The sequence below is a fragment of the Polaromonas sp. genome, assembly GCF_016185115.1.
GTDB lineage: Bacteria > Pseudomonadota > Gammaproteobacteria > Burkholderiales > Burkholderiaceae_C > Polaromonas.
This window is the reverse complement of record NZ_JACPOF010000015.1, coordinates 471,388-486,580: the sequence shown is the minus strand read 5'-3', so window position 1 is coordinate 486,580 and position 15,193 is coordinate 471,388. Positions and strand designations below refer to the sequence as shown.

Here is a 15,193-nt window from a genome sequence, read left to right as displayed (position 1 = left end):
GTTGTAAGACACCTTGTACTCAACTAACTTTCCCATGGGTTGGTCCCAGCCTCCAAATCCCCAAGCCTTATATTCGCTCAGGAACTTGCCATTTCTTTGCCAAATGACGCATGTCCAATTGCTGCTCAAGATGAAGTACAGACTCACTTAAATCAGTAGCGCTTTCAGAACCCAGCACAGGAGTGACCAGATTTTCAAATTTTCGGTCAAGGGAATATTGTTCTGAAGCATCACGAGTCGTGGGACTGACTGCCACGTCACAAAAATGTGAGTCTTTTGATCCGTCTGCATAGGTGATCATCACCCTGGCGGCGGTCTCTGCGAGATCGTCGGCAGAGGTCAAATGGATAATATCTAAAAGGTCTAACAACCGCCTATCCGAATTCTCCACTTTCCGAAAATTGCCTTGATCGGCTGTATCAGCATTATCGAAGGCAAGTGCAACGCCGAGAGGAAAACTTCGCTTTGCTTCCAACTCATCTTCAGGTCGCAGAAATCCACATGCCAATTGCGCGGACGGATTGACCTCAATTTCGATGTGCAGAGGTCGAGGGGAATTGCGTTCACGCATGCTGCTACCCAAAAAGCGCGCGCACTCTATCGCACTATGCGTATAAAAGCATGCTGCATGCCTTTTAAAAATGTGCTGCCGAAGATAGTAGTCCGTCCCATGTGGACGAAACACGCCACAACGCTTTTCGTCACTGTAGGCTTCTACAAATCCGCGCTGAGTTTCCAGGAAGTCAATTCGGGCGGTGAAGCCCCTGAGAGCCATTCGTGCTGCAAATATTCCATTGCTAGCAGCCCGGCCGGCGTGAAGAGGTTTGCACATGGTTCCGCCGTCGATCCGAAGTCCTGACGCATGGCTGGCGGCAATCCCCAGAGCATGCGCGGTCTGGGATGGGGAGAGGCCGTGGAGTCGCGCCGCTGCTGCTGCCGCGCCCAAGGTACCAACAACCCCGGTCATGTGAAAGCCACGGTTTTGACTACTCGGCAATATGAGACGCGATATCGAGCACGCAACCTCATAGCCACACAGATAGGCAGTCAGCACTTCCTTGCCGCTCCTGCCTTCAAACTCTCCGAGCGCCAATACAACTGGCAGCAGTACTGCCGTGGGATGTCCACTGAACACCATGCTCACATCGTCAAAATCAAACGCCTGGACAGCAGTGCCGTTCACTAGCGCTGCAGAACAATGCGGCAGCAATTCATTTCTGCCTATGACGCTACATTGCGGCGCTCCGCCGGTTTCTGCCGCCTCATCAAAAAGCATCTGGATAAGAGGCTCATTTGCCGCACTGATTGCACATCCGATCCCATCTCGCATAGCAAGCTTTGCCAGGGTTGCAACATCTCCGGGAATTTCTGAGAACTGCAGATTGCATGTGTATTGAGCAAGGAGGTCTGCAACTGTCGGTTTCATGGCGAATTACAGGTACGTCCATCCCACTGCTGAAGCTGGGTCGCAGTCAATCCAGTTTGATATTCATCGGCTTCACTACATCAGCCCACAATTCGACCTGGCTCTTGGCAAACGTTTCCACCTCTCGCCCACCCTTATAAAAGGGTTCCACACCAACGACAGCCAATTTCTGCTTAACGGTATCGGACTGAACAGCTTCCTTGAGGGCAACCGAGAGTTGTTCCACTATGGGTGCAGGGAGGCCCTTGGGAGCAGCGAGAGCAAGCCAGACAGAAATTGGGAAATTCTTAAGGCCAACCTCGTCGAATGTAGGTACATCCGGGAGCAACTCAAGCCTGATGTCCGTTGCAACCGCAAGAGCACGCAGTCTTCCGCTCTGAATAAAAGATTTGAAAGAACCAAAGTCCCCGATTGCAGCATCTACCTGGCCGCCGACGAGATCGGCAACCATCCCGACCATTGCCTTATAAGGGACGTGCGCCATGCTAATGCCTGTTCGACGCTGCAAGAGCTCCATGCTGATGTGGAGAGGATTGCCCACCCCTGAGGTTCCATAGTTCAGTTTCCCGGGGCTCCTTTTTGCAAGGGCAATGAATTCTTGATATGTCTTCGCAGGACTATTGGCGTTCACCACCAATACAAAGGGAAGCCGGACCATCGTCCCAATAATTTGAAGGTCGCGAGGTGGGCTGTAAGGCAAGTTACTGTAGAGGTATTGAGCAGTTGTATATCCGCCAATATCAATGGTCATGAGGGTATAGCCGTCGGCCGGCGCTTTGGCGACAAATGCAGCGCCGATCGTGCCGCCAGCACCTGCGCGGTTGTCGACCACAATCGGCTGACCCAATTTGGGCGACATCTCATTCGCGAGCAACCGGGTCATGACATCTAAGCCGCCGCCGGCTGGGTAAGCTACCACCCATTTAATCGGTTGTGCCGGCCACTTGCCTGCGGGCTGCGCGGACGCGAGGCCACTAAGGGAGGCCCCTAGAAGAAGGCCGGCGCCGTTGGCGATAACAGTGCGGCGGGTTATTGCCGATTCGCGCGTGGAGAGTTTTGGGGATTTTCCAGCGATTTGTGGTGAGGTTTCTTTATTCATTTATGTCTCCATGGGGGTTATAGAACTGAAAGGCTCAATGCCAAAACTCAACAATTACTGGCTTGCAAAAAGAGCTACTTCGACAAGTACTCTGTTGAAAGCAGCCTGGCGTCTGGGCAGCCGATGAGGCCCAACGTGCGATCAATTTCATCTTTAAAAATTTCGATACAGCTTGCAGCGCCTTCAACGCCTCTTGCGATCACTCCATAAAGAGGTCCACGGCCGGAGAAAACAAACTGAGCGCCCAGACAGCGTGCAACGACGACGTCGGCACCACGGCGAATGCCACTGTCCATCATCACGACCACCCTTGAACCTACGGCCTGCACCACAGCGGGTAGACAGGTAATTGCCGCTGGCCCCTGATCCATCGCCTTTGCACCGTGATTTGAAACAATGACTCCGTCAACCCCAGCTTCGGCAGCACGAATCGCATCTGCGGGATGTTGGATCCCTTTAAGCACCAGATTACCGTCCCATCTAGAACGGAAGAAGTCGAGATCTTTCCATGTCTGAATAGAAGGGCTTTGCGATCTAAAGTATGTAAAAACTTCACCCGCGCCAGCATCCTTCGGGGCATATCGTGCCCAGGTTTTCATCAATGGCAGGCCACCATTAAGCAAATAGTGGGCGATCCATGCAGGATGGGCAAGTGCTTCTAACATCAGCGGCAACGGTGGCTTCAGGGGAAGACCAAATCCGTTGCGCATATCCCGCTCTCGCTTTGGAAGAACAGGCGTATCGACGGTCAGCACAAGGGTTTCTATGCCGGCATCTCTGGTACGTGTAAGCAGATCCTCCGTCACAGCTCTGTCTCTAGCCGCATATAGCTGAAACCACGTTCTATCTGGAGATATCGCTGAAACTTTTTCCAGCTCCTCGATGCAGGCACCCGAGAGGATGAATGGAACGTCCGTCTGGACTGCGGCCCTTGCGAGCATTGATTCCGCTCCCGCTCGAAACATTCCAGCAAGGCCGGTAGGCGCGATCCCTATCGGTGCTGCGTATTGCTTGCCGAAAATGGTTGTCTGTTGCGTACGTACTCCGACGTCTACGAGCAACCTTGGCGTTAAGAGATGATCCTTGAATGCCGCCTCGTTGCGGGCCAGCAGATGTTCGTTTTCAACGCCACTTTCAATGACATCAAAAAGAATCTTGGGAAGCCTCTTTTTTGCCTCCCGATGGAGATCGCTGAAACTGATGAGCTTTGGCCGGGATAGCATTCGCGTGGAAATTTAGGGTGGAAATGAACTCTAAAAGCCCCCGCAGACACGGTCAATCTTGAAACTGCATCAATCCGGGTAAGTCATGGAAGGGACAAAACCGTTATGAGGCACAGTATGGTGTCTGGACATCTTCTAATTTCAATCCACACAATCGACCTCAATGCCTGCAACGTTTGCACCACATTCAGTAAATCTCTCAGTCTCCGATCTTGATGCGTCCATCGCCTGGTATCGGGATGTATTCGGGTTCCAAGAGTTTTATAGAAACTCCTATCCTGAAATGCAGCTGGAAATCGCATTCCTGAAGCAAGGCGATTTCGAGATTGAGCTGATTAAGTTTGGGGGTTCTGCGGCTGGCACCCAATTCCCGGACGCGCCGCGTCACGCGGCAGTACGCGGCATCACACATTTCGCTTTAAGAGTCCCGAGCCTGGAGAATGCAATCTCCGATTTAGCCGCTCATGGTGTCAAGCCTGTTTGGGGAATTAAGGTATTCCCCGAACTCAAGATGTCCGTTGTATTTTTCCGGGATCCTGACGGCAATCAGTTAAAGCTGGTGGAAAAGCAAGAATAGCAGCGGCCGGATTGCAACGCATGGTCAAAAAATGCGCTGCAAAATGCTATTACTCCTGCGAGGCAGCGCTCTTTGCGCTCGCCGGCTCTTCTAAACCCAGCCAGCTTTTCAGCACTTCCGAGGAGTGTTCGCCAAGTGCGGGAGGTGGGAGGAGCGCCTCACAGCGCTCACCATCAAAACGCAATGGATTTCTCACGCCTTGCACTGCTCCGTAAACAGGATGCTCCAGCGTGTAAAAAGGGTTCAGGTGGCGCACATGCTCGTTGCCCATCAATTCATCAAATCTAAGTGCGGGAGCAAAAGGTACGTCGTTGGCCTTAAGCCGTTCATGCCAGTCGTGGCTTGTCTTGGTAGCAAATATCTCGGCCAAAACATTAGAAAGCGCTTGATAGTTGCGTACACGCCCTTCACGTGTGCTGAATCTTTCATCGACCTTGAGCTGATCGGCATTAGTTGCGGCAACCAAGCCCAGCCAGAATTTCTCAGGTGATGATAGATGTACTCCCACTCTGGCTCCATCAGAGCAGGAAAGCACAAACGACTGGGATAAGGCTGTTCGGCCAAAAGGCGACACGTTTTTTCCAGTGGCGAAAAACTGAGCCAGCGGTTCGGCTGCGAAAGCCAAATTGGCCTCCACCATATTCACGTCAACCTTGCGGCCTTTACCGGTCTGGCTGCGCTCTACCAGAGCAGCTAAAACACCGTTGCACGCAAACATGCCGGTGAGCGCATCACACACGGCTGGCCCTGCAATACGTGGATCCGTTGAATCATGGAACAAGCTAAGCCACCCGCTAAGGGACTGTCCAACGGTGTCATATGCCGGCCGGTCTTTGTAGGGCCCATCCTCACCAAATCCGGTAATTGAACAATAGACAAGCTTGGGATTGAGTCGCATGGCCTCTTCGGCGCCAATTCCCAATCGCTCTGCACCTCCTGGGCGCATATTAACGATCAGAACATCCGCCTTCTGTATGAGATCAAGCAACAGGTCTTTGCCCGCAGGTTGGCCATAGTCCAGCAAGATACTTTTCTTATTGCGGTTGTGGGCCTGAAACTGGGGACTGTACAGATTGCCGTCGAATGCCCTGAAAGGGTCCCCCCCCCCAGGTCTTTCAACCTTAACTACTTCGGCACCTAACTCAGCCAAAAGCATGGCGGCATATGGAGCGGTAATGAACGATCCCAAGTCGAGCACGCGAATTTTTTGCAACATTTTTTTCCAGAATTAGTTAGGCGCAACGGTCAAGCGAACAATGGTTGCAGGACCCGGAGCAGGACCGCCGTACCATTTGTTGGCTACGTATCCACCATCGGAAATAACGTACGGACCGCGTCCCCGCCTGTCCCATCCCAATGCAGTATTACCATTGACACCAGTTTCTGCACCCGCGACCTTTTGCGGTTTACCCGCCGAATCCAACATCATCACCACGTCCCGGTGGGTGGTATAGAAGAATGTTCCATTCGGAGAGAATGCAAAATCATCCGCACGGATTCCATTTGCGAACACGCTTAGATCAAGGGGCGAGCCTAGATCCGATAGCTTCAATGCGTAGATCACGCCCGACACCGTATTGGAGATATACAGACTTCCCTTGTGCAGCTTTAATCCGTTCGCTGCGGGTGTTTGCGATTTTGTGTCCGTTGCATCCAAACGCGGGTCGGTGAAAAACCTCGAGACCTGTGCGTTGCGTGTGTCCAGCGACCAAATTGTTCCGCCCCGCGAGTCCGCAATGAGAATCTTCCCTGGGCTTTGGCGAATCATGCCGTTCAGAAAGTTGGCCCCAGATACTTGCAAGAACTTAACGGGACTTTGACCCGGCAGCGCCCGATAAATCCAGTTCGCATTGGTCATATCGCCACCACCACCGAACAAATCCTTTTCCTGCGCGGTTAGGTACATGATGCCATCCGAGTCAAACTCGATACCCAATGGGTAGGCATCGAGCTTGGCATGCTCAACCAATCCTCCGCTCTCGGTAAATTTCATCACGCGACGTTTGGTGTAGTCGGTGATGTAGAAGGCTTCATCAGGGCCCAGAGCGAGATTCTCAAAGAAACTTCCGGGTGGGGCCTGACCAACTACTGCAGTGACACCTTGAACAGGTTGCTGGGCGCAGCCAGCAGCTACAAACGCAAAAGCAACAAATAAATATCGAACAGCAGAATAAATTGCCTTCATTTCAGTTCCCCCCTTTAGCCCCGGTCGCCTTAATGATCTGGGCATATTTGCGTGCATCCTGTCTCATGAATTCTGCAAACTGCTGTGGCGTTGACACCGCGGCATCAACTCCCAAAACCTCGAATCTTTCAAGGACATCTGCAGAGTCAATGGCCTTCTTGATTTCCTGATTCATTCTTGCAACCACGTCCGCTGGCGTACCAGCCGGAGCCACAATGCCATACCAGGTTCGAAAGTCGAATTCGGGATAACCAGACTCTGCTACCGTAGGAATACCGGTCAAGCTCGGTTGGCGTTTGGGACTAGATACGGCCAAAGCTAATGCTTTACCTCCTTTGACTTGCGGGATCGCTGTCGAAAGACCGGTGAACATCAAATCTACCTGCCCACCAATCACGTCAGTGAGAGCTGGACCGACCCCTCTATAGGGAATGTGATTGATATCTACCCGCGCTAGAGAGCGGAACCACTCCATAGCCAGGTAGTGCGGGCTACCCTCACCCAATGACGCATAGCTGATCTTTCCAGGTTTCGACTTGGCAAGTTTGACCAGGGATGCCACCGACGTAATCTCCGAGCCTGCTTTCGTGACCAAGGCGAATGGAACAAAGACCAACTGACTTACCGGCTGAAACGACTGAACGGAGTCGTAAGGAAGTTTCTGAAAGTTTGGATTAATGGAGTGGGAGTCTGTGATCACCCCAAATGTGTAGCCATCGGGCGCTGCCTTAGCCACAACGTCCGTTCCGATGATGGTGTTGGCACCGCCCTTGTTTTCAATAACAAGGGGCTGCCCAAGTGCAGCAGAGATCTTCGGTGCTATCAACCGTACAACGGCATCAGTACCGCCGCCGGGTGGATATGGCACCACCAGTTTGATCGGCTTTGAAGGCCACGCCTGCGCGAGGGAGGCCGAGGATATTGATACAGCAATAAGGGCCACAGCTAGGTTAAGAACTTTGAACTGAATTTTCATTTTGTCTCCTGTTACTTTGTTACTGATGCAATCACTCTTGGGGCTCACTAGACTCCTCTTCAGCGCGCAGCCAGATTTCTTTCGCGATAGGGCTATGAGCTTCTTCAACGAGATGCCCGACAAGACCTACTGACCGACCAATAACTGCAACGCCTCTTGCTGCAGCCTTGGGAAGCCCCAGTTCGCAACAAAGCGCACCTATCGCGCCCGTCGCATTTATTGGCAATAGGCGGGATGTTCTGGCTTCCGCCTCAGCCTGAATGGCTTCGAGCAGCGAAACAAATTTCCCTCTCAGCCCATGCTGCTGCGCGATCTCGAACAACTTCTTTGAGCGCGGGTCGATTGGCTTGTGCAAGTGGTGCCCAAGTCCAGGAATCTGCTTACGGTTGGACATGAAGTCTGAGACGATCGCCTTTGCAGTTTCCGCCTCTGAGCGCTCAGGATTTTTGGATCGAGCGTCTAAAAGCATATTCACCGTTCCCTCGGATCCACCCGCAAAGACGCTGCCCATCCCGCACAAGCCAGCGGCCACAGCTCCTTGAAGAGCCTCTGGAGCTCCTAAATATGTCAATCGTGCAGCTATCGCATTGGGCGTTAGGCCGTGCTCCACAAGCGTCACCAAAACCGCGTTGAAGACCGCCGCTTGAGAGGGTGTTGGCAGTTGGCCCGTGATCTCAAGCCATGCCATCTGACCCAAGTCGACTTTCCCGAGAAGATCATTTACCAGATCCAGGTCCCTCACGACAATACGGTCTACCGTACTTGTTCCCATGCGGCTCTTAATCGGTTGTCTTACTCGAGCGCTTTGGCTTGAAGTCATTTGTGTCTTGTCTCCTATGACTTAGGATTGTGAAAAGCGGTATGTCATATGTCAAATAGATAATCACGATGAACTAAATGTCAAAATCAAATATCTCCTCTTTTGATCTCAATCTCTTGCTCATATTCGACGCATTGATGAAAGAGCGGAGCGTCACACGAGCGGGTCTCGTGCTGGGTATGTCGCAGCCGTCTGTAAGCGCCGCTTTGCGCAGGCTTCGCGCAGACATAGGTGACCCTTTATTCGTTAAAACCCGCACTGGCATGGAGCCAACCAGGTATGCAGTTGCCCTGCATCCGTCGATTACCCAAGGTCTTGCAATGTTGAAGTCTGGCTTGCTCGGCAGCAGTCCATTCGATCCCGCACTCGAGAGCCGCGATTTCAAACTACTCCTCAGCGATATCGGTCAGGTCCTGTACCTGCCAAGATTGATGATGCGCCTGAGAAATCTGGCACCTCTTAGCACGATCACCGTTGTGCAGGTTCCGCGGGATCGCTATCGTGACTCGTTGGAATCTGGGGAGGTAGATCTAGCCTTGGGATATCTACCTCAGCTTGGATCAACTTTCTATCAGCGCCGGATACTTCAAGATACCTTTGTGTGCCTCGTGAGTAACGCTCATCCAAGAATTGGAAAGAAGATCTCTCTAAAAAGGTTCTGTGCTGAGTCCCATATTGCAATAGCGCCGAGCGGCGTTGCGCCGAACCTGCTAGAGCAAACACTTCAAAGTCTTAGGATTCGCCGGGAGGTAGTTTTGAAGATCCCTAGCTTCCTCGCAGCCCCGCCAATCGTGAGAGACACCGAGCTGCTTGCCAGCGTCCCCAGCATGACAGTGAAGGCAATGTCCCCGGTAGCGGGGGTTAGGCAAATGCCACTGCCCTTTGCCACTCCGTTCTTTACAGTGAATCAGTACTGGCATCAACGTCAACATAACGACAAAGGCAACCAATGGCTTCGAAACCTCATATCAGAAGTAATGCAAGAGGCATTTGAGGGATTAAGCTGAGTCCCACCAAAACGTCGCACTTGCAAAAGGCCGGGACAGGTTGGTGTTAGCCGAACAGAGCGGTGTCAGGCGCATATGAAAAATAGTACGCCAGGCCGATACCGATGATGGTTATTCTTCTTGTCCCTCTGTCTGAAATTTAGTATACCGAGGCATTACTACGACTTCCGAGACATGACGAAAGCACAATGAATACCCATGATGAAGATCTAAATCTCCTCATAGTTTTCGAGGCAATGCTCGAAACGTTGAGCGTGTCCAAGGCCAGCGAGCGGCTACAGATGAGTCAGCCGTCCATGAGCCATGCTTTGGCCAAGATGCGCAAGGCTTTCGGTGACCCAATGTTTGTGCGGGTGAAAAATCAGATGCAACCCACGCCCCGAGCCCTGTTGATGGCGGGGCCGGTAAAGAAGGCACTAGACCTTGCGCGACTCGAAATATTCAATCGACCGAGTTTCGATCCAACTACTAGCGACAAAAGTTTTGTGCTTTGCATGACAGATGTCGCAGAGGCATCCTATCTGCCACAAATAATCAATGCTGTACGCATCGCAGCCCCAAGGGTGAAATTACGTACAGTTTCGCCCATCGCAGAGAAGCTCGAAGAAGGCCTGGATTCAGGAGCGGTTGACTTGGCAATCGGCTTTTTCCCTGACCATCTGACTGCCGGTGTATTCCAGCAGAAGTTGCTCAGAAACAGCGGATTTATGTGTCTTGTAGGGGATAAGAATCCGATACTGACATTGGGCGAGCTTTCAATGGATGGATTTCTCAAGGCGTCGCATGTTGCTATCCGAACGGAAGGAAGAAGTCAGGAGGTTATCGAAAAGACAATGCAGGAACACGGAATCGTGCGCAATGTATTTCTCACCGTTCCCCACTACCTTGGGTTAGTTAGCATTATTGCCAACACAGATCTCATCGCAATCATTCCAATGGATTTGGCGGGAGCTTTCGAAGCCCAACGCGGGATGCGCATCTACCCTCTCCCATTTAAATCGCCAACAGTTGAAGTGAAGCACATCTGGCATAAGCGATTTCACACGGATCCCGCCAACCAATGGCTAAGAGAACTGGTAAGAAATGCTCTTCAGCAGCGTTGATCTTTTCGCCTTTAGGCGACACATCAAACTCACGCAGGAAGAGCTTCTCTTCGAAGCGAGATGAACTAATCAACAGTTCTAGAAGGTCAGGATAATTTTTCCGATGTGTTCGCTGCGCGCCAACATCGCTTGGGCATCTGTGGCACTTCGGAATGGAAAGGTTGCATGGACGAGCGGTACGATCAAGCCAGTTTCCAACAGAGGCCATACGCGGGCATGGAGGGCGTTTCTAACTGAGGTTTTAAATGCCAGAGTCCTTGGTCGAAGGGTAGACCCCGTAATAACCAGCCTTCGTCGTATAACCTGTTCCAAGTCGAGGTTGGCAGACATTCCACCCATCATGGCAATCATCACTAGGCGGCCATCATCAGCAAGGCAAAGAATATTTCGCTCCAAATACTCGCCCCCGACCATGTCCAGAATGACATTAGCACCACGACCCTGCGTCACAGAAAGGGTTATTTCACTAAAGTTTTCTCGGCTGTGATTGATCGCCCGGACAACACCTAGAGCCTCGACCGCACTTACCTTGACCTCGCTACCAACAGTGGCGATCACCTGGTGCCCCAATGCCGTGCATATTTGAATTGCTGCGGTCCCCACTCCACTTGCCCCGCCGTGCACCAGCAAAACTTCTCCGGGCTGCAGGTTGGCGCGTTCAAACACGTTGCTCCACACCGTGAAATATGTTTCTGGCAAGGCAGCCGCCTGTGCGTCCGACAGACAGCTTGGCACAGGCAAGCATTGACCGAGTCTTGCCAATGCGTACTCCGCATACCCCCCTCCTTCCAGGAGGGCACAGACTCGCTGACCAATGGCGAACCCACTGCCCTCCACGTCACCGGAAACAATGGTGCCGCAAACCTCAAGACCGGGTATGTCGGAGGCATCCCGGGGAAGTGTGTAGCCCTTTTTTCGCTGCGACAGATCGGCGCGGTTTATTCCAGCGGCCAAGACGCGTATAACCACCTCGGCCTTGCCTGCTACAGGTATAGGTCTCTCTGCGACTTCAAGCGAAGCTCCATCCCCATGCCAGGCAAGTTCAATTGCTAACACCACTTAGACCCTTTCACTTTACTGGCGCTCTAACTTAACATCGATTACAAGCCGGCTCCACACTTCGTACTGCTTTGCCACGAAGGTGCTAAGCGCTGCTGGAGTCATCACCTCAGCCGAAATGCCCTGCGCCCCAAGCTGGCGCACTGTGTCCGGATTCCGGAGAGCGGAAGTAAGGGCCTTAGAAAGCCTGTCGACAACAGGCGAAGGAGTGCCGGCTGGCGCGAAGACGGCCGACCACGGGACCACAGAAACACCTCTTATGCCGCTTTCATGCAAAGTGGGAACGTCTGGTGCCAATGCACTGCGCTGGTCGCCAACTACAGCAAGGACCTTAAGCTTGCCTTCCTTCACCAGCGATAAAAGTGAAGTTGTGGATCCCAACATGACCTGAACCCTACCGGAAACCAGATCAGGTACCGCAAGTGCCTCCCCTTTGTATGGCACCTGAGTCATCGTGAGTCCGGCAATTTGAAGCATCTGCGCACTCGCCAAGATACTTGTCGCACCTGCGGTGGCGTAATTAAGTTTGCCAGGATTACCTTTCGCATACGCCAAAAAGTCCTGCAGCGTACTCCCAGGAACCGAAGGGTGAACGAACAGAAAAAATGCCGACTGCCCGACCATGCCGATTGGACTAAATGCGGTTCGCGGATCATATGGAGATTTAAGCCTGAGGGTTGGTACAGCCACGATGGCTGAGTTTGTGGCCAGGAATATCGTCAAGCCGTTAGCAGGTGAATTAATCACCGCCTCCGCGCCGATCGCCCCGTCGGCCCCTGGCTTGTTGTCCACGACGACGGGTTGGTCGAGTTGCTGCGCCAGAGCTTGTCCCACAATTCGGCCAAATGAGTCAGCGGATCCCCCAGCCGGGAAAGGTATCACCATTTTGATAGCTGGAGTCGCCGAACTTTGCGCCATACCCGGCAGGCTCACGCTCAAGAAGGTAGCAAAAACGAAAAAAGCCTGAAAAAAGCAGGTGGGGATCGAGCCTCTCATGTATCACTCCTTTGATATTGGGATTTGAGGCCATTGCGCGCGTGCGCACAACTCCTCAAGTGCATTTTGGAACGAGCGTGCAGTATCTCTACATTCGTTGCATTCAATGCGCGGGATAGTACCTACCAAACATGTGCCTCAGCGTCGCGCTTAAAAGTTGTATTCGATTTGTCTATATAGCGAATGCAATTTTTCGAATTGCCCTTACGCGGCGTGAGTGCAGACAATGTGCCCTTCTTGAATAAATAGAAAAAGTTTCTGGAGACACCATGAAAAATCCATTACGTCCGCTCTGGCTGATTCTGACCATTGCAACTATCTTCACGTCTGGTGCGCATGCACAGGGTTCCGCGACGTATCCAAGCCGACCTATCAAACTGGTTGTGCCATTCCCTGCTGGGGGGCCGACCGATCTACTGGCTCGGGTTATCGGTCAAAAACTCTCCGACAAAGTTGGCCAACCTGTCATCGTCGAAAACAAGGCCGGGGCAAACACCATCATTGGCGCGGATGCCGTGGCCAAAGCGCCAGCGGATGGGTACACGCTCCTTGTAGCGATCGACAACACCTTGGTCATGAACCAATACCTTTACAACAAGCTGTCATACGACCCAGTCAGAGACTTCGAACCAGTTGCAAAGCTGGCGATTGCTCCACTTGTCATCCTGACCGGATCAGCCGGACCGTCATCCATGGCAGCGCTTGTCGCACGTGCCAAAGCGCAGCCGGGCAAGGTGTCTTATGGCTACGGAACGTTTACATCCCAGCTCGGGGGGGAACTCATAAAAACCTCCCTGGGACTTGACCTGCTGAGCGTTTCCTACAAAGGAAGCGCCGGTACGGTTCAAGGTCTGTTGTCGAATGACGTCACATTCATTATTGATGGCGTCACCGCAGGGCTGCCGCACGTCCAAAGCGGAAAATTCAAGGCAGTTGGCAACCTGGGGAAATCAAAAATTCCGGCATTGCCGGATTTGGCCTCTATCTCAAATGAGCAAGGCCTACAAACATTTGACGTCGCTGTATGGATGGGTCTCGTAGGACCTAAGGGAATGCCCCCAGCGATCACTCAACAACTCAACGCTGAAATCAACCGCATTCTCAGCATGCCTGACGTCAAAGAGCAATTGTCCGCGTCCGGCCTCATCGCGGATCCTTCATCTACGAAAGCTTTCAGCACCTTCCTTGAGAGCGAGTCTTCAAAATGGAAAACGGTGATAGATAAAGCAGGGATCAAAGTCCAGTAGCGCATCCGTTCAAACCAACCAATAAGGATCATTGAATGTCAGACCCAAATAAGCCTCTCGCGAAGATTGCAAATAGCGCTTCGGAGTGGAATGCAGAGATGGCGCGAATGTCGCAATCAAAGGTGCCAAGTTTTTTTCATATTCGTGCTCAACTGCCAAAACAAGGGCGGACCAACCAGGTTCTGGGCGCATCACGACATATGAATGTTGTCTTGAAAACGTATGCGAGTGGTGGCGAGAATGAAATTCATGCCCATTCAAACGAAGACCATGTTTTTGTTGTACTGCAAGGCGAGGCTACTTTCTATGGGCCAAGGAACGAAACTCGCGAAGTCGCCAAAAATGACTGCGTTCTGGTTCCATGTGGAGCTTTCTACTGGTTTTTAGCAAAAGGAGATGAGCCCTTGGTTATGTTGCGCGTAGGCGCTGCGGTGGACCCGGACGCCGATATCCTTGCCCGCATCGACATGGAAGGTAAGCCGTTCGACGGATATTCAGAAAAGAATAAAGAGCTTCCCTACATCCTGCATGAGGACAAGTTCTTCGAATAGCCAATGACATCTCTCTCATGCTAGAACTCTGTCAGCCGCCAATTGCAGCTATTAGGCGCCCAAAGCTGATCTGTCCCCCTGGTACTACTGACTGTCACGTCCACGTATATGGACCCACGCAACTGTATCCGCCAGCCGTAACCAGATCTTTTGATGTTCCTGACGCTCTCCCTTCCACCTTGGCAACGGTGATGGATGTATTGGGAGTTGAACGCGTGGTTTTGGTTCAACCGTCAGGCTATGGGACCGACAATCGCCGGCACCTTGAAGCGGCTGCTCAACTAGGGCGGCCGGCCAGGGTGATCGCTGCCCTTCGTGCAGATACACCCGACAACGAATTAGCTCGCTTGAACGCATTGGGTGTCCGCGGGGTACGTTACAACATCGGACATAAGGGGGCCGTCCCCATTGAAGAGATGCCCACTCTGTCCAGGCGAATTGCGAAGCTCGGATGGCACGTGCAATTGCATGTGATGGATGACGGCGGTGGGGCTCCGCTTGCTGCCATGGAACGGACTTTGATGTGCCTTGAAAGCGAGTTTGTAATCGACCACATGGGTTCTTTAAGGCCCGAGGAAGGAGTCTCCCAACTTGGCTTTCAGACCTTGCTTCGCCTAATCAAGACTGGCCGATGCTGGGTGAAATTGTCCTCAAGCTACCGTATGTCAAAAATGCCCGCGCCGTATGTAGACATGCTTCCCTATGTGAACGCCCTGCTAGATATAGGGAGTGATCGTCTGCTTTGGGCCAGTGACTGGCCACATGTGTCGTTCAAAGGCAAGATGCCCAACACAGCTGACCTGCTTGACCAGATGCTCACCTGGTTGCCAGACGAAAGCACAAGGCAAAAGATCTTGGTGAAGAACCCTGAAGTTCTATACGGGTTTTGATTTCCCAGTCTGACTATTGCGAGCGCACACCGCT

Annotated in this window: 15 protein-coding genes; 6 read left to right on the top strand and 9 right to left on the bottom strand. The window is 52.3% G+C overall.

Going from position 1 to position 15,193, the window contains the following annotated elements:
- Positions 1-67 precede the first annotated feature (67 nt).
- The 3 genes from HYX42_RS08810 to HYX42_RS08800 form a co-directional block, all read right to left on the bottom strand.
- The gene (locus HYX42_RS08810; RefSeq protein WP_293401951.1) at positions 68-1,426 is read right to left on the bottom strand and encodes an MmgE/PrpD family protein; all 1,359 of its coding nucleotides are present in this window, start codon (positions 1,424-1,426) and stop codon (positions 68-70) included.
- 46 nt (positions 1,427-1,472) lie between these two features.
- Entirely contained in the window at positions 1,473-2,525 is a 1,053-nt protein-coding gene (locus HYX42_RS08805; protein WP_293401949.1) for a tripartite tricarboxylate transporter substrate binding protein, read from the bottom strand.
- Between the two features lie 74 nt (positions 2,526-2,599).
- Complete coding sequence (locus HYX42_RS08800; RefSeq protein ID WP_293401947.1) at positions 2,600-3,748, bottom strand: alpha-hydroxy acid oxidase; 1,149 nt, start codon at positions 3,746-3,748, stop codon at positions 2,600-2,602.
- 163 nt (positions 3,749-3,911) lie between these two features.
- Here HYX42_RS08800 and HYX42_RS08795 point away from each other — a divergent pair, with 163 nt between their 5' ends.
- Entirely contained in the window at positions 3,912-4,325 is a 414-nt protein-coding gene (locus HYX42_RS08795) for a VOC family protein (RefSeq protein ID WP_293401945.1), read from the top strand.
- Positions 4,326-4,374: 49 nt separating this feature from the next.
- On the opposite strand, the gene HYX42_RS08790 is transcribed toward HYX42_RS08795, so the two are convergent.
- From HYX42_RS08790 to HYX42_RS08775, 4 genes are read right to left on the bottom strand one after another with little or no spacing between them, the layout of a single operon-like run.
- The gene (locus HYX42_RS08790) at positions 4,375-5,541 is read right to left on the bottom strand and encodes a CoA transferase (protein WP_293401943.1); all 1,167 of its coding nucleotides are present in this window, start codon (positions 5,539-5,541) and stop codon (positions 4,375-4,377) included.
- A gap of 12 nt (positions 5,542-5,553) precedes the next feature.
- Complete coding sequence (locus HYX42_RS08785) at positions 5,554-6,510, bottom strand: hypothetical protein (RefSeq protein ID WP_293401941.1); 957 nt, start codon at positions 6,508-6,510, stop codon at positions 5,554-5,556.
- Position 6,511: 1 nt separating this feature from the next.
- The gene (locus HYX42_RS08780) at positions 6,512-7,486 is read right to left on the bottom strand and encodes a tripartite tricarboxylate transporter substrate binding protein (RefSeq protein ID WP_293401939.1); all 975 of its coding nucleotides are present in this window, start codon (positions 7,484-7,486) and stop codon (positions 6,512-6,514) included.
- A 31-nt stretch (positions 7,487-7,517) separates the two neighbouring features.
- On the bottom strand, positions 7,518-8,306 hold the full coding sequence (locus tag HYX42_RS08775) for a citryl-CoA lyase (protein ID WP_293401937.1): 789 nt from the start codon (positions 8,304-8,306) through the stop codon (positions 7,518-7,520).
- A gap of 77 nt (positions 8,307-8,383) precedes the next feature.
- Between HYX42_RS08775 and HYX42_RS08770 the strand changes: the two genes are divergently transcribed.
- Positions 8,384-9,313 (top strand): LysR family transcriptional regulator, encoded by a 930-nt coding sequence (locus HYX42_RS08770; protein ID WP_293401935.1) that lies wholly within the window; start codon positions 8,384-8,386, stop codon positions 9,311-9,313.
- A gap of 188 nt (positions 9,314-9,501) precedes the next feature.
- Entirely contained in the window at positions 9,502-10,416 is a 915-nt protein-coding gene (locus HYX42_RS08765) for a LysR family transcriptional regulator (RefSeq protein ID WP_293401933.1), read from the top strand.
- Positions 10,417-10,494: 78 nt separating this feature from the next.
- Here HYX42_RS08765 and HYX42_RS08760 read toward each other — a convergent pair whose 3' ends face one another.
- Positions 10,495-11,472: an NAD(P)H-quinone oxidoreductase gene (locus HYX42_RS08760; protein ID WP_293401931.1), complete on the bottom strand. Its 978-nt coding sequence runs from the start codon at positions 11,470-11,472 to the stop codon at positions 10,495-10,497.
- Between the two features lie 18 nt (positions 11,473-11,490).
- Positions 11,491-12,471: a tripartite tricarboxylate transporter substrate binding protein gene (locus HYX42_RS08755; RefSeq protein ID WP_293401929.1), complete on the bottom strand. Its 981-nt coding sequence runs from the start codon at positions 12,469-12,471 to the stop codon at positions 11,491-11,493.
- Between the two features lie 269 nt (positions 12,472-12,740).
- On the opposite strand from HYX42_RS08755, the gene HYX42_RS08750 reads away from it, so the two are divergent.
- From HYX42_RS08750 to HYX42_RS08740, 3 genes are read left to right on the top strand one after another with little or no spacing between them, the layout of a single operon-like run.
- A complete protein-coding gene (locus HYX42_RS08750; RefSeq protein ID WP_293401927.1) occupies positions 12,741-13,718 on the top strand; it encodes a tripartite tricarboxylate transporter substrate-binding protein in 978 nt (325 codons plus the stop codon).
- Positions 13,719-13,753: 35 nt separating this feature from the next.
- The gene (locus HYX42_RS08745) at positions 13,754-14,269 is read left to right on the top strand and encodes a cupin domain-containing protein (RefSeq protein ID WP_293401925.1); all 516 of its coding nucleotides are present in this window, start codon (positions 13,754-13,756) and stop codon (positions 14,267-14,269) included.
- Positions 14,270-14,310: 41 nt separating this feature from the next.
- The gene (locus HYX42_RS08740; RefSeq protein WP_366931147.1) at positions 14,311-15,159 is read left to right on the top strand and encodes an amidohydrolase family protein; all 849 of its coding nucleotides are present in this window, start codon (positions 14,311-14,313) and stop codon (positions 15,157-15,159) included.
- Positions 15,160-15,193 lie beyond the last annotated feature (34 nt).

Excerpts from the sequence above, each read along its gene's own strand:
- HYX42_RS08790 (WP_293401943.1), bottom strand. The coding sequence starts at position 5,541 with ATGTTGCAAAAAATTCGCGTGCTCGACTTGGGATCGTTCATTACCGCT.
- HYX42_RS08795 (WP_293401945.1), top strand. The coding sequence starts at position 3,912 with ATGCCTGCAACGTTTGCACCACATTCAGTAAATCTCTCAGTCTCCGAT.
- HYX42_RS08785 (WP_293401941.1), bottom strand. The coding sequence starts at position 6,510 with ATGAAGGCAATTTATTCTGCTGTTCGATATTTATTTGTTGCTTTTGCG.
- HYX42_RS08770 (WP_293401935.1), top strand. The coding sequence starts at position 8,384 with ATGTCAAAATCAAATATCTCCTCTTTTGATCTCAATCTCTTGCTCATA.
- HYX42_RS08780 (WP_293401939.1), bottom strand. The coding sequence starts at position 7,486 with ATGAAAATTCAGTTCAAAGTTCTTAACCTAGCTGTGGCCCTTATTGCT.
- HYX42_RS08775 (WP_293401937.1), bottom strand. The coding sequence starts at position 8,306 with ATGACTTCAAGCCAAAGCGCTCGAGTAAGACAACCGATTAAGAGCCGC.
- HYX42_RS08800 (WP_293401947.1), bottom strand. The coding sequence starts at position 3,748 with ATGCTATCCCGGCCAAAGCTCATCAGTTTCAGCGATCTCCATCGGGAG.
- HYX42_RS08805 (WP_293401949.1), bottom strand. The coding sequence starts at position 2,525 with ATGAATAAAGAAACCTCACCACAAATCGCTGGAAAATCCCCAAAACTC.
- HYX42_RS08755 (WP_293401929.1), bottom strand. The coding sequence starts at position 12,471 with ATGAGAGGCTCGATCCCCACCTGCTTTTTTCAGGCTTTTTTCGTTTTT.
- HYX42_RS08750 (WP_293401927.1), top strand. The coding sequence starts at position 12,741 with ATGAAAAATCCATTACGTCCGCTCTGGCTGATTCTGACCATTGCAACT.
- HYX42_RS08745 (WP_293401925.1), top strand. The coding sequence starts at position 13,754 with ATGTCAGACCCAAATAAGCCTCTCGCGAAGATTGCAAATAGCGCTTCG.
- HYX42_RS08810 (WP_293401951.1), bottom strand. The coding sequence starts at position 1,426 with ATGAAACCGACAGTTGCAGACCTCCTTGCTCAATACACATGCAATCTG.
- HYX42_RS08765 (WP_293401933.1), top strand. The coding sequence starts at position 9,502 with ATGAATACCCATGATGAAGATCTAAATCTCCTCATAGTTTTCGAGGCA.